The organism is Streptomyces sp. NPDC002144 (genome assembly GCF_053593695.1).
Genome location: NZ_JBSFDB010000026.1, coordinates 62,778 through 75,498, shown reverse-complemented (window position 1 = coordinate 75,498; position 12,721 = coordinate 62,778). Strand labels below are relative to the sequence as shown.

Genomic DNA, 12,721 nt, shown 5'->3' with positions numbered 1-12,721 from the left:
GTCAGCCGCGGGCCGGCGGCGGGGTGCGGTGCACGCTGCGTACGGCCGCCACGTCCGCCGGGACCGACGGCGGCGGGACATGGGCGCTGAGGGCGTCCAGCCGGCGCTTGACGCTGGCGGCGACGCCCCGGCCCAGGACGAAACGGGTGGCCGTGGTGGCGCGCGGGGCGGTGTCCAGGAGGCGGTGGGCCTCGCGGCTGCGCATGCCGGTGTGGCTGAGGACCAGATGGGTCAGCCGATGGCCGGGGGTGTCCGCGAGGGCGTCGGCGACGGACTGGGCGGCGGCGAGGTCGAGGTGGTTGTCCGCCGCGCCGAGCACCGCGGCCGCCCGTACCCGGCCGAGGTCCAGCAGCCGCACCCCGGCGGCGGTCGCCGCCGTCACCAGCCGGGCCGCCGCCGAGGGGCCGATGCCGTTGCTCGCGACGGACAGACGGGTGAGCCGTCCGTGCGGCGCCGCTTCCAGGGCCTCGGCGAGGCAGACCGCCCCGCCGTCGCCCAACCGGGCGGCGGACACGTACAGTTCGTCGATCGCGCCCGCCCTGATCGGTTCGGCGAGCGGCCGTGCTCCGGCCTCTCCCAGCGGGTTGCCGCCGACGAAGAGCCGCTCGATCCGGCGGCCGTTGCCCGCCGCGGCCAGCAGGGCGTCCGCGAGAACGGCGGCGCCCGTCGCGTCCAGGCCGGTCTGGACGAGGTCGAGGGTGCGCAAGGACCGTGCGGCGTCGATGAGTTCGGCCGCCGCCCGGCCGCCCCCCGCGCCCAGTGGATTGCGCTTGAGCCACACCCCGGTGACGACCTGCGGCGAGGCTCGCAGCTGGTCGGCGATCCGGCAGGCGCCGCCCTCGGTGATCTGGTTGCAGCCGAGGTAGAGCGTCTCGACGCCGGTACCCGAACCGGCCACGGCGGCCGCCCCGTCGTCGCCCAGCCCGTCGGTCCCGAGCAGCAGATGCTGTACCGGCGAAGCCCCCTGGGCGAGCGCGTCGGCGACCAGGGCGGCGCCCTCCGCGCCCAGCCCCTGCTTGCACAGGTCGAGGCGCCCGTCGGGCAGCGCCGTGCCCGCGGTGAAGTCCAGCCGCTCACCGGCGGGGCGGCCGGCGCGCAACCAGTCGAGCAGCGGGGCCAGTTCGGCGGCCGGGCGGGGCACGACGGACGGCACTCCGGCGAAACCGGCGGACGCCGCGTCCTCGCCCTCCTCCAGGAGGTCCTCGGGTCCATCGCTCACCACTCCGCCTCCCGGTAGTCCTTCAGGAACACGCCCGACACGGGATCGCCCGCCTCGCCGCGCACGATCGGGTCGTACACCCGCGCCGCCCCGTCCACGACGTCCAGCGGCGTGCGGAAACCCGCGTCGGCCATGCGCCGCTTCTTCGGGGCCGGGTTCTCGTCGGTGATCCAGCCGGTGTCGACGGAGCACATGTGCACGCCCTGCTCCGCGAGTTCGGCGGCGCCGGTGCGGGTGAGCATGTTGAGGGCGGCCTTGGCCATGTTGGTGTGCGGGTGGCCGGCCATCTTGTTGCGGACCGCGAAACGGCCCTCGACGGCCGTCACGTTGACGACGTAGCGGCGCGGGTGCGGCGAGGCGAGCAGCAGGGGCAGCAGGCGGTCGCACAGCAGTGCCGGGGCGAGGGCGTTGACCAGCTGCGTCTCCAGGACCTCGGCCGGGTCGAGCGCGCCGAGCCGGGCGGACCAGGAGTTGTCCGGGGACGGGTCGGGCAGCAGGCCCGCCTCGTCGGCCTCGCGCAGGGCGGCCGGCAGCGACGCCGCGCCGCCCGTCAGCGCCCGCATCGGCGTGAAGCCCGGCGCCCGTCTGGCCCCCTCGGGCAACGCGTCGTACTCGTCCCCGGCCAGCAGCGCGTACGACTCGGGCGGTCGGCGCACCGTCTGGGCGGCGTTGTTGACGAGGATGTCCAGCGGCTCGCCCTCCTGCCGCAACTCCTCGCACAGGCCCAGTACTTGACGTGGGTCACGCAGGTCGACGGCGAGGACGGTCAGCCGGTCGAGCCACTTCGCGCTGCCCGGCTCGGCCCGGAAGCGGCGCACGGTGTCGTGCGGGAAGCGGCTCGTGACCAGCAGCTCCGCGCCGTCGCGCAGCATCATCAGGGCCAGCTGGAAGCCGATCTTCACCCGGCCGCCGGTGAGCAGCGCGCGGCGCCCGCTCAGATCGGTGGACAGGCCCCGGCGGGCCGTGTTGTCCGCGGCGCAGCGGGGGCAGAGCCGGTGGTAGAAGGCGTCGACCTGTCGATAGGGCGATTTGCAGACGTAGCAGCTGCGGGGCTTGCGGAAGCGGCCGGCGTCGCCGGGGACGGCCAGGGGCGCGTCCTCGCGCCGGTCGCGGGCGCCGGTCGCGGTCGCCGCCATCGTCTCGGCGTCGGCGGCGGAGGTCTCGGCGCCGCGCGCCTTGCGGCGCCGCAGCCGTCCGTCGCGGGCGAAGGACGCGGCGACCTGCTCGGCACGCAGGCGTACGGGGTCGTCGACGGGCAGCTCGCGCAGCCTGCCGACCGTGCGGTGGAAGGCGGCCAGCTCCTCGTCGCCGATCGCCGCGCCGTCGTCCATGGGTCCCGCCCCCGTTCGTGCCGTGCCGTGGGGCGGACCGGATTCGAACCGGCGTGTCCTTCATGCCTTGACTTCTCCCCCAGCTGAAGCAGGGAGATTCTCCCCTCACGGGTTGAGCTTTCTGCTTCCCAGACAGCAGCTGCCCCGAACTAACGGCAAGGGACGTGGGTACGCCCAGCAGTCTTACGCCAGCTCCACAGACCTGACATCCCGCCAGCCCGGCGGTAGGCCCGGCCAGCTTGGTTATCGCCGACCGGACGCCAAACAAACTACCACTTACCCGAGGGTAGTTGGCGGCGAACCCCGCTCCGCCCCGGTGGCGAATCGGCTGTCCCTGCCCTGCTCCGCAGGAGTCCGTTTCCTCCCCTGCCTGAAGGCGGGGGTATCCACGGAGGAATCCCGATGAAGGTGCGCCTGCCACTGCGCTACCGCCCCCTGTGCGGTCGCGGCCCCGGCCGGATTCGAACCGGCGTATCCACCCTGACAAGGTGGCGAGTCTGCCTCTGCTCTACGGGGCCCCGTACGCAGCCCGGGGACCGGATTCGAACCGATGTCTTCCGCCTGGGCAAGGCGAGTGCGCCTGCCTCTGCGCTACGCCCGGGTGCGCCCCCGGATCGTAGCCGGTCCCCCGCCCCGGCAGCTCACCGGTTTCCGTGCCGCCTGAGCTCCAGCCGCTCCTTCTCCGACAGCCCGCCCCAGACACCGAACCGCTCGTCGTTGCGCAGGGCGTACTCCAGGCAGGCCGGGCGCATCTCGCACATGCCGCAGATGCGCTTCGCCTCGCGTACCGAGCTGCCCGGCTCGGGGAAGAAGAAGTCCGCCCCGGTCTGCGCGCACAGCGCCTGGGCGTGCCAGTCGAGGTCGGCCGGGATGATGGTGTCGATGTGCATGGACGGGATCGTGCCGGGCGGCGAAAAACGTTCGATCAACGCGGGATCAACGACGCCGTTCACGGCCTCCGGCCACCCGATGGTGACGTGTGCGCACCACGCGGCGCACGGCGGCGCGCGGAACGACCCGGAAACCGTGCGGTCCCGCACGGTGACCCACGGTCATCCCTCACTCCGCTCCGGTCCTTGGCGTGGCTCCGGCAGCGCGTTGTCAGTGGGCGGTGCGAGACTCGGCAGAACAGAGAACGGGACCCTTCCGAGGAGGGCGATGATGCTCACCACCCGTTTCGTCAACGGCGCTCCCAACTGGATCGACGTCGGTACCTCCGACATCGACGGCGCCACTTCCTTCTACGGCGGTCTGTTCGGCTGGACGTTCCGGTCGGCGGGACCGGACGCCGGCGGTTACGGCTTCTTCCAGCTGGACGGGAAGACCGTGGCCGGCGGCATGCAGACCACGCCCGAGCAGGGCCCGCCCTCCTGGACCGTCTACTTCCAGAGCGCGGACGCCGAGGCCACGGCCAAGGCCGCCGAGCAGGCGCACGGCAGCGTCCTGATGCAGCCCATGGACGTCATGGGCGAGGGGCACATGGCGATCCTCGCCGACAAGGCGAGCGTGCCGTTCGGCATCTGGCAGCCGGGGCGCACCAAGGGCATCGACCGGGCGAACGAGACCGGTTCCCTGTCCTGGGTCGAGCTGTACACCCCGGACATCGCGGCGGCGGCCTGGTTCTACCACGAGACGCTCGGCCTGGAGACGGCGGCGGTGCCCTTCCCGGGCGGCACGTACACCACGTTCAACCCCGCCGGGGGCGGCGAGGACTCGATGTTCGGCGGGCTCGTGCCGCTGGCCGACGACCCGTCCGAGGACAGCGCCTACTGGCTGCCGTACTTCGAGGTCGCCGACACGGACGCCACGGTCGCCGAGGCCGAGCGACTCGGCGGCACGGTCCGCCTGCCCGCCACGGACATCGAGGGCGTGGGCCGCTTCGCCAAGCTCGCCGACCCGTACGGCGCCCGTTTCGCCGTCATCAAGAGCGCACCGCCGCAGGGGTAAGGGGGGCGGGTCAAGAAACGGTCCTCCGACGGGAGCGCCTAGGCCGAGGCTCGCCGTACCAGTGTCGTCGGCAGTACGACACTGGACGGCGTGCCCGCGCCGTCCGTCTCGACGCCCTTGTGCCCGAGCCGGCGCAACAGCAGCCGCGCCATCAGCCGCCCCATCTCCTCGATGTCCTGACGCACCGTCGTCAGCGGCGGATCGGTCTGCTCGGCGACCGCCACCATGTCGTCGAACCCGATCACGGCCACGTCCTCGGGCACCCGCCGCCCCCGCTCGCGCAGCACCCGCAGGGCACCGGCGGCGGTGAGGTCGTTCGCCGTGAACACGGCATCCACGTCGGGATGCCGGTCCAGCAGCCGGCGCATCGCCCGTTCCCCGCCGGCCGGGGTGAAGTCGCTCTCCACGACCAGCCCCGGATCGATGTCGCCCATGACGTCCCGGAAGCCGTCCAGCCGGTCCGCCGCCGAGGTCTGGTCGAGGGGGCCGGTGATGTGCGCGATCCGGGTGCGGCCGAGGCCGGCGAGGTGACGTACGGCCTCGCGGGCACCGCCCCGGTTGTCGCTGTCGACGTACACCGCACCACCGCGCCCGTCGCTCCAGCCGGGTCGCCCGCCGAACACGGTCGGCACCCCCGCGTGGTGGATCAGTCCCGGCAGCGGGTCGTCGAGGTGCAGCGAGAAGACCAGCGCGCCGTCGACATGGCCGCCGGCGAGGTAGCGGCCGACGCGGGCGTGGTCGTCGCGGCCCTCCGTCAGCAGCAGGACCAGCTGGTTGTCGTGGGCGGTCAACTCCTTGCTGATGCCGCGGAGCTGCAGGGCGAAGAAGGGGTCCGCGAAGACGCGGGTCTCCGGTTCGGCGATGACCACGGCGACCGCGTCGTGCCGCTTGGTGACCAGACTGCGGGCGGCCTGGTTGGGCACATAGCCGAGTTCCTCGACGGCCCGGCGCACCCGGGCGACGAGCGGCTCCCTGACCCCGTCCCCGCCGTTGACCACCCGGGAGGCGGTGGCCCGCGACACCCCGGCCCGGGCGGCCACGGCCTCCAGGGTGGGACGCGGCGCTGTGTCGGTCACTTCGAGGCTCCTCATCGGCGGGTGCGGATCAGGATAGCTCCGGTGGGACGGCCCGGTGAGAGCGCTCTCGGATCGCGGCGGCCCGGCATCACGCCAGAGGACGACGAATCACGGGGATCCGGTCTCACGCCAGCAGATCGATCCGCCGCCCGGCCCCCTCCCGCTCGGCCCGCCGGTACGCCGTCCACGCCAGCGCCAGGTCCTGCCAGGGCAGCCCCACCGGCGCGTACACGGTCCGCTCCTCGACGCTTCCCCGGCCGGGGTGCTCTCCGCGAATCACCTCGCCCAGTGTCGCCGCGACAGCCGTGTCAGGAAGGCCGGAGGACGCCAACACGCCGGTCTGCGAGGCCAGTTCCCTGTCGTCGACGACGAGCAGCGCCGCCTCCAGGAGATCCGCCGCCAGCTCCCGCTTGCCCGGCTCGTCCACGCCCAGGCTCGTGAAGTGCTGCCCGGCCCTCGTCTCGCCCGTCCCGAGCAACGGCTCCCGCGACCAGGTCGCCAGCACCACCACATCGGCGGCAGCGGCGACCTCCGCCGCCGACCCCAGCACCCGTCCCCCGTGCCGCGCGGCGAACTCCTTTGCCCGCCCGCCGTCCGTGTCGTGGACGACGAGGGCGCCCGGGCCCCGCAGCGCCACCAGCCCCCTCAGGACCAACTCCGCCTGCGCGCCCGCTCCGACCACCCCCGTCACCTCGCCGCGCCCGGCGAGGAGATGCGTCCCCAGGGCCGCCGCCAGCCCGGTGCGCCAGGCCGTCACCGTGGCGGAGTCCAGCAGGGCGAGCAGTTCACCGTCCGCGCCGCTGTGCAGGCAGATCACCCCGCGCAGGGCGGGCCGCGCGCCGGGGAACTTGGCGTTGACCTTCACCGTGTACGCCTCGACGCCGGGCAGCAGGCCGGGAAGCAGGGCGGTGGCCGTCCCCGGGAACGGCAGATCGGCCCGCACCCGCAGCCCGGCCACCGGCACGGCGCCCGCCGTACGGAAACCCTCCCGCAGCGCGTCGAGACAGTCGTCGACGTCCAGGAGGGCCCGCAGGTCACCGTGGGTCAGGAGAAGCGTCACCCGTCCATGATCGGTCAACGGGTCCGCGCGAGAGCGCCTCAGGCACCCGCGGGCCCGTCCTTCCTCGCCCGGCTCGGCTGTACCCGCTTGGGCTCGCCCGGCATCTTGGGGTACTCGGGCGGGTACGGCAGATCGCCGAGCCCGTGCTCGTGCTCGTCCCGGCGCGCCAGTTCCAGCAGCGCCTCCAGGGAGTAGCGGTGGTCGTCCATGTCGGCGTGCACGTCGCCGAGTTCGGCGAAGCGCGCGGGCATGGACGCGATGTCGAAGTCCCGCGGATGCGCGACCCCGACCTCGTCCCAGCGCAGGGGCGCCGACACGGGGGCGTGCGGGCGGGGCCGTACGGAGTAGGCGGAGGCGATGGTGCGGTCGCGGGCGGTCTGGTTGTAGTCGATGAAGATCTTCTCGCCCCGCTCCTCCTTCCACCACTTGATCGTCACGTGGTCCGGCATCCGGCGTTCCATCTCCCGGCCCACGGCGATGGCGGCACGGCGTACCTGGGTGAAGGTCCAGCGCGGCTCGATCGGCACGAAGACGTGCAGTCCGCGTCCGCCGGAGGTCTTCGGGAAGCCCTTCAGCCCGCCGAACTCGTCGAGGACGGCGCGCAGTTCGTGGGCGGCGCGGACGGCGTCGTCGTAGTCGGTGCCGGGCTGCGGGTCGAGGTCGATGCGGAGCTCGTCGGGGCGGTCGACGTCGTCGCGGCGGACCGGCCAGGGGTGGAAGGTGAGGGTGCCGAACTGGGCGGCCCACAGCACGGCGGCCTCCTCGGTGGGGCACATCTCGTCGGCGCTGCGGCCGCTGGGGAAGGTGATGTGGGCGGTCGGGATCCAGTCGGGCATGTTCTTCGGAGCCCGCTTCTGGAAGAAGGACTCGCCGGTCACGCCCTCGGGATAGCGCTCCAGGGTGGTGGGCCGGTCGCGCAGGGCGCGCAGGATGCCGGGGCCGACGGCGACGTAGTACCGGGCGAGGTCCAGCTTGGTGAAACCGCGCTCGGGAAAGAAGATCTTGTCCGGGCTGGAGAGCCGGATCGTGCGGCCGCCCGCCTGAAGTTCCACCGCTTCGCCCATGCGGCCACGGTAGGCGCACCGCGCACACCGCGCACACCGGGCGAGAGCCGCCGTATGCGCGCAGAATCGGAATCATGGATCTGCCCGTGATGCCGCCCGTGAAGCCGATGCTCGCCAAGTCGGTGGCGAAGATCCCGCCGGGCATGCAGTACGAGGCCAAGTGGGACGGCTTCCGGGCGATCGTGTTCCGCGACGGCGACGAGGTCGAGCTCGGCAGCCGTACCGGAAAGCCGCTGACCAGGTACTTTCCCGAGCTGGTGGCGGCGCTGAAGGACCGGGTGCCGGGGCGGTGCGTGCTGGACGGCGAGATCGTGATCGCCCGGGAGGGGCGGCTCGACTTCGACGCGCTGACCGAGCGCATCCACCCGGCCGACTCCCGGGTGCGGATGCTCGCCGAGAAGACCCCGGCCTCCTTCGTCGCCTTCGACCTGCTGGCGCTGGCGGACGAGGCGCTGACGGGCGTGGAGCTGACCGAACGGCGGGCGTTGCTGACCCGGGCGCTGGCGGGGGTCACCGCGCCGGTCCATCTCGCGCCCGCGACGACCGACATCGAGGTGGCGCGGGGCTGGTTCGAGGAGTACGAGGGGGCCGGCCTCGACGGGGTCATCGCCAAGCCGCTCACCCTGCGCTACCGCCAGGACGAGCGGGTGATGTTCAAGATCAAGCACGAGCGCACCGCGGACGTCGTCGTCGCGGGCTACCGCTTCCACAAGAGCGGCCCGGTCGTCGGCTCACTGCTGCTCGGGCTGTACGACGACGGGGGCCGGCTGCAGCACGTGGGCGTGTCGGCCGCGTTCGCCATGAAGCGGCGCGCCGAACTGGTCGAGGAGCTGGAGCCGCTGCGGATGGACGACGTGGCGGGGCACCCGTGGGCGGCCTGGTCGGACGAGGCGGCGCACGAGACGGCCCGGCTGCCGGGGGCGCCGAGCCGCTGGTCGGGCAAGAAGGACCTGTCATGGGTGCCGCTGCGGCCGGAGCGGGTGGCCGAGGTGGCGTACGACCACATGGAGAACGGGGCGCGCTTCCGCCACACGGCCCGGTTCCGCCGCTGGCGGCCGGACCGTGTGCCGGAGAGCTGCACCTACGCGCAGTTGGAGGAGCCGGTGCGCTATGACCTGGACGAGATCCTCGGCTCCCCCGGCTGAGTCCGCTCCCCCGGGGGAGTCATGGCGTCATCAGCACCTTGACGGCGCCGTCCTGCTTCTTCTGGAACATCTCGTACGCGTGCGGGGCGTCCGAGAGCGGCACCCGGTGGGTGGCGAACTCGTCGACGCCGAGCTCGTCCTCGTCCGTCAGATACGGCATGATCTCGTCGCTCCAGCGGCGCACGTTGGCCTGCCCCATGCGCATCTGGATCTGCTTGTCGAAGAGGGTGAGCATCGGCATCGGGTCGGCCGTCCCGCCGTAGACGCCGGTCAGCGAGATGGTGCCGCCGCGGCGGACCAGCTCGATCGCGGTGTGGAGCGCGGCGAGCCGGTCGACGCTGAAGCGTTCGGCGAACGGTCCGCTGATCTTGCGCGGCAGCATCGCAGAGGCCTGCTGGGCGAGCCGGGCGGCGGCGCTGCCGTGGGCCTCGGTGCCGACGGCGTCGATCACGGCGTCGGGGCCGCGGCCGTCGGTCTCGGCCCGGATCGCCTCGACCAGTTCCTTCTCGTTGTCGAAGTGCCTCAGGTCGTACGTCTCCACGCCCCTGGCCCGTGCCCTGCGCAGTCGTTCGCTGACCAGGTCCACGCCGAAGACCTGCCCGGCGCCGCGTACCCGGGCCACCCGGCAGGCCATGTCGCCGATCGGTCCGAGGCCGAGCACGGCGACGCTGCCGCCGTCGGGGATGCTCGCGTACTCGACCGCCTGCCAGGCGGTGGGCAGCACGTCGGAGAGGTAGACGAAGCGGTCGTCGGGCGGGCCCTCGGGGACCTTGATCGGCCCGAACTGGGCCTGCGGGACCCGCAGGTACTCGGCCTGGGCGCCCGGGACGGCGCCGTAGAGCCGGGTGTAGCCGAACAGCGCGGCACCCATGCCCTCGCTGGTGACCTGGGTGGTCTCGCACTGGGTGGGCAGCCCGGTCAGGCACATCCAGCAGTTGCCGCAGGCGATCTGGAACGGCACCACCACCCGGTCGCCCGCGGCCAGGTCCGGTACCCCGGGTCCGACCTCCTCGACGATGCCCATCGGTTCGTGTCCGAGGATGTCGCCCGGTGTCATGAACGGGGTGAGCACCTCGTACAGATGCAGATCGGAGCCGCACAGACCGGAGGACGTGATGCGGATGATCGCGTCGGTCGGCTCCTGGATCTTCGGATCGGGCACGTCCTCCACCCGCACGTCCCGCTTGCCCTGCCAGGTCACAGCCTTCATCGCGTGGGCTCCCTCCGTCGCGTCGGGGTGTCCGGTGGCATGGACGGCCCGAGTACCCCGGCCCCTCCGCGCCGAAGCGCCGCCCTGTACGCCCATCGGGGTCGTTCGGAATCATTCGGGGTATTCAAACGCGCGCAACCAGAAGCGAGCGGGTATGGCCACCAATGAACCTATAAACGCACAATCACTGACACGGGATGTGGGGCCACAGTGGGCAGATCGCAACGGCGGGCGCGCAGACGGCACGCCTCGATGACGGTGGCCCTGCTGGCCGCCACGGCAACCGCAGCGCTCGCGGCGGGCTGCGCACAGTCGCACCCCTCGGACGACGGCCGCGGCCGCACCAAGCCACCGAGCCCCGTCCCGACCTCCCCGACCCCGACCCCGACCAGGAGCGCCACCAGCCACGGCCACGTCCTCGCCGTCAAGATCGACAACGCCCCCGACGCCCGTCCCCACACCGGGCTGCGGCAGGCCGACGTCGTCTACGTCGAGCAGGTCGAGGGCGGACTGAGCCGGCTGATGGCGGTGTACGCGAGCACCCTGCCCAAGGCCGTCGGCCCGGTGCGCAGCGCCCGCGAGTCCGATCTGGAACTGCTGCGCCAGTACGACCATCCGACGCTCGCCTTCTCCGGGGCACAGCACAAGCTGCTGCCGCTGATCGCCAAGGCCCCGCTGAAGGCCGAGCCGCCGGAGAAGGCGTCCGACGCCTACTTCCGCGGCAGCGACCGGGCCGCACCGCACAACCTCTATCTGCGCCCGGCCCGTCTGATGCGCACCGCCCCCGGCCCCGGCGCGCTGACCAACGGCTTCCGCTACGGCCCCGCACCGGACGGCGGACGACCGGACACCTCACTCACCGTGCGCTATCCCGCCGCCCGCTTCACCTTCACCTGGTCCGCGAGCCGCCACGGCTGGCTGGTCGCGATGGACGGCAGGCCCAGCAGGACGACCGACGGGCAGCCGGTGGCCCCGGCGACGGTCGTCGTGCAGTACGTGACGATGCGCAAGTCCCGCTTCCACGACTTCCTCGGCAACAACACGCCCTTCACCGACACGGTCGGCTCGGGCCGGGCGAAGGTGCTGCGCGACGGCAAGGCCTACGATGTCGACTGGAAGCGCGCCAAGGCCACGGACGGCACGGACTTCACGACGAACGACGGCAGGCCCGTCGACTTCGCCAAGGGCCAGGTCTGGGTCGTCTTCGCGAAGGCGTCCTGATCGGCCCCACGCGCTCAGCCCTGCGCCACCAGGGGCTCCGCGGGGTTGCGGAGCCCCTCGGCCGCGTCCGCGACCCGCTGGATCAGCTCGAAGAACACCGTCTGCTCGGCGGCCGACAGCGGGGCGAGGAAGACCTGGTTCATCCGGGCGGTGCGCACGGTCAGCTTGCGGTGGGTGCGCACCCCGTCCTCCGTCAGCCGCAGCAGGAACCGGCGGCCGTCCCGCGGGTCGCGCACCTTGTCCAGCAGGCCGCGCCTGCCGAGCCGGCTGATCACCTCGGCGATCGTGGACCGGTCGAGTCCCACCCGCTCCCCCACCGTGCGCTGGTCCAGGCCCGGCTCGGCGACGAGCGCGTTGAGCACCGCGAACTGGGGCGAGGTGATCTCCTCCGAGACCATCGTGTTCCACAGCAGGTAGTGGGCCTGCTGCAGGCGCCGGGCCAGATGCCCGGGGTGGGTGGCGAGGTCCACCGCTGCCATGTGCGCTCCCCCCGTCGAATTCGTTGGTGCACTGAACGATACCTGGCGGCCATTGCCCTGTCTTCAGCCTGCGCTCCCCTGTTTGACCTTGTTGTTCTGCGGGGTCTTGACGCCGGACGGCTCGGGTGGCAGCGTGAAGGAAACTTCACCAAAATACTCAGTGCCCTGATTAATTACCGGGGAAGCCGCCATGACTCTCACCCAGCACGACATCGACCAGGAGATCGCGGCCGAGCACGCCGCGTACGAGAAGCGAGTCGCCGACGGCGCCCCCGTCGAGCACCATCCGCGCCGCGACTACGCGCCGTACCGCTCCTCGGTGCTGCGCCACCCCAAGCAGCCGCTGGTCGCCATCGACGTCAGCAAGGACCCGGAGCTGGTGGAGCTGCACTCCCCCGCCTTCGGCGAGCGGGACCTCGGCGCCATCGACAACGACCTCACCCGGCAGCACACGGGTGAGCCGGTCGGCGAGCGCATCACGGTCTCGGGCCGGCTGCTGGACCGGGCCGGGAAGCCCGTGCGCGGCCAGCTCATCGAGATCTGGCAGGCCAACTCGGCCGGCCGCTACGCCCATCAGCGTGAGCAGCACGACGCCCCGCTGGACCCGAACTTCACCGGTGTCGGCCGTACGATCACGGACGCCGAGGGCCGCTACCACTTCACCACCATCCAGCCCGGCCCCTACCCCTGGCGCAACCACCTCAACGCCTGGCGGCCGGCCCACATCCACTTCTCCATGTTCGGCACGGCGTTCACCCAGCGGCTGGTGACGCAGATGTACTTCCCGGCCGACCCGCTCTTCCCGTACGACCCGATCATCCAGTCGGTGACGGACGACGCGGCGCGGCAGCGGCTGGTGGCCACCTACGACCACGACCTGTCCGTGCCGGAGTTCTCGATGGGCTACCACTGGGACATCGTGCTGGACGGGCCGAACGCCACCTGGCTCGAGGAAGGGCGCTGACCTGC

Annotated in this window: 12 protein-coding genes and 3 tRNA genes; 4 read left to right on the top strand and 11 right to left on the bottom strand. The window is 72.5% G+C overall.

Annotation, left to right across the window (positions count from 1 at the left end):
• Position 1: 1 nt before the first annotated feature.
• The 6 genes from ACWCQ1_RS32935 to ACWCQ1_RS32910 form a co-directional block, all read right to left on the bottom strand.
• Positions 2-1,219, bottom strand: coding sequence for a ribonuclease inhibitor (locus ACWCQ1_RS32935; RefSeq protein ID WP_451028033.1), 1,218 nt, complete (start codon positions 1,217-1,219; stop codon positions 2-4).
• Positions 1,216-2,550, bottom strand: coding sequence for an SDR family NAD(P)-dependent oxidoreductase (locus ACWCQ1_RS32930; protein ID WP_451028032.1), 1,335 nt, complete (start codon positions 2,548-2,550; stop codon positions 1,216-1,218). The genes ACWCQ1_RS32935 and ACWCQ1_RS32930 overlap by 4 nt, the downstream gene beginning before the upstream one ends.
• A 28-nt stretch (positions 2,551-2,578) precedes the next feature.
• Positions 2,579-2,640: transfer RNA gene (locus tag ACWCQ1_RS32925), tRNA-Ala, on the bottom strand.
• A gap of 356 nt (positions 2,641-2,996) precedes the next feature.
• Positions 2,997-3,068 (bottom strand) — tRNA-Asp (locus ACWCQ1_RS32920).
• 9 nt (positions 3,069-3,077) lie between these two features.
• Positions 3,078-3,152, bottom strand: a tRNA-Gly gene (locus ACWCQ1_RS32915).
• Positions 3,153-3,191: 39 nt separating this feature from the next.
• Positions 3,192-3,440: a WhiB family transcriptional regulator gene (locus tag ACWCQ1_RS32910; protein WP_207929668.1), complete on the bottom strand. Its 249-nt coding sequence runs from the start codon at positions 3,438-3,440 to the stop codon at positions 3,192-3,194.
• A 271-nt stretch (positions 3,441-3,711) separates the two neighbouring features.
• Between ACWCQ1_RS32910 and ACWCQ1_RS32905 the strand changes: the two genes are divergently transcribed.
• Positions 3,712-4,497, top strand: a complete 786-nt coding sequence (locus ACWCQ1_RS32905) for a VOC family protein (RefSeq protein WP_358597401.1) — start codon at positions 3,712-3,714, stop codon at positions 4,495-4,497.
• Between the two features lie 38 nt (positions 4,498-4,535).
• On the opposite strand, the gene ACWCQ1_RS32900 is transcribed toward ACWCQ1_RS32905, so the two are convergent.
• From ACWCQ1_RS32900 to ligD, 3 genes are all read right to left on the bottom strand, one after another.
• Entirely contained in the window at positions 4,536-5,573 is a 1,038-nt protein-coding gene (locus tag ACWCQ1_RS32900; RefSeq protein ID WP_358596888.1) for a LacI family DNA-binding transcriptional regulator, read from the bottom strand.
• Positions 5,574-5,697: 124 nt separating this feature from the next.
• On the bottom strand, positions 5,698-6,633 hold the full coding sequence (locus ACWCQ1_RS32895) for an ornithine cyclodeaminase family protein (RefSeq protein WP_358596886.1): 936 nt from the start codon (positions 6,631-6,633) through the stop codon (positions 5,698-5,700).
• 38 nt (positions 6,634-6,671) lie between these two features.
• Positions 6,672-7,697: a non-homologous end-joining DNA ligase gene (gene ligD, locus ACWCQ1_RS32890; RefSeq protein ID WP_451028031.1), complete on the bottom strand. Its 1,026-nt coding sequence runs from the start codon at positions 7,695-7,697 to the stop codon at positions 6,672-6,674.
• 74 nt (positions 7,698-7,771) lie between these two features.
• Between ligD and ACWCQ1_RS32885 the strand changes: the two genes are divergently transcribed.
• Positions 7,772-8,842: an ATP-dependent DNA ligase gene (locus ACWCQ1_RS32885; RefSeq protein WP_451028030.1), complete on the top strand. Its 1,071-nt coding sequence runs from the start codon at positions 7,772-7,774 to the stop codon at positions 8,840-8,842.
• 19 nt (positions 8,843-8,861) lie between these two features.
• Here the strand turns inward: ACWCQ1_RS32885 and ACWCQ1_RS32880 are convergent, their stop codons facing one another.
• Complete coding sequence (locus ACWCQ1_RS32880) at positions 8,862-10,052, bottom strand: zinc-dependent alcohol dehydrogenase (RefSeq protein WP_133042041.1); 1,191 nt, start codon at positions 10,050-10,052, stop codon at positions 8,862-8,864.
• Positions 10,053-10,304: 252 nt separating this feature from the next.
• Between ACWCQ1_RS32880 and ACWCQ1_RS32875 the strand changes: the two genes are divergently transcribed.
• Complete coding sequence (locus ACWCQ1_RS32875; RefSeq protein ID WP_451028064.1) at positions 10,305-11,273, top strand: DUF3048 domain-containing protein; 969 nt, start codon at positions 10,305-10,307, stop codon at positions 11,271-11,273.
• A 14-nt stretch (positions 11,274-11,287) separates the two neighbouring features.
• Here ACWCQ1_RS32875 and ACWCQ1_RS32870 read toward each other — a convergent pair whose 3' ends face one another.
• Positions 11,288-11,752, bottom strand: a complete 465-nt coding sequence (locus ACWCQ1_RS32870) for a MarR family winged helix-turn-helix transcriptional regulator (protein WP_358596878.1) — start codon at positions 11,750-11,752, stop codon at positions 11,288-11,290.
• Positions 11,753-11,942: 190 nt separating this feature from the next.
• Between ACWCQ1_RS32870 and pcaH the strand changes: the two genes are divergently transcribed.
• Complete coding sequence (gene pcaH / locus ACWCQ1_RS32865) at positions 11,943-12,716, top strand: protocatechuate 3,4-dioxygenase subunit beta (protein ID WP_133042039.1); 774 nt, start codon at positions 11,943-11,945, stop codon at positions 12,714-12,716.
• The last annotated feature ends 5 nt before the right edge of the window (positions 12,717-12,721 follow it).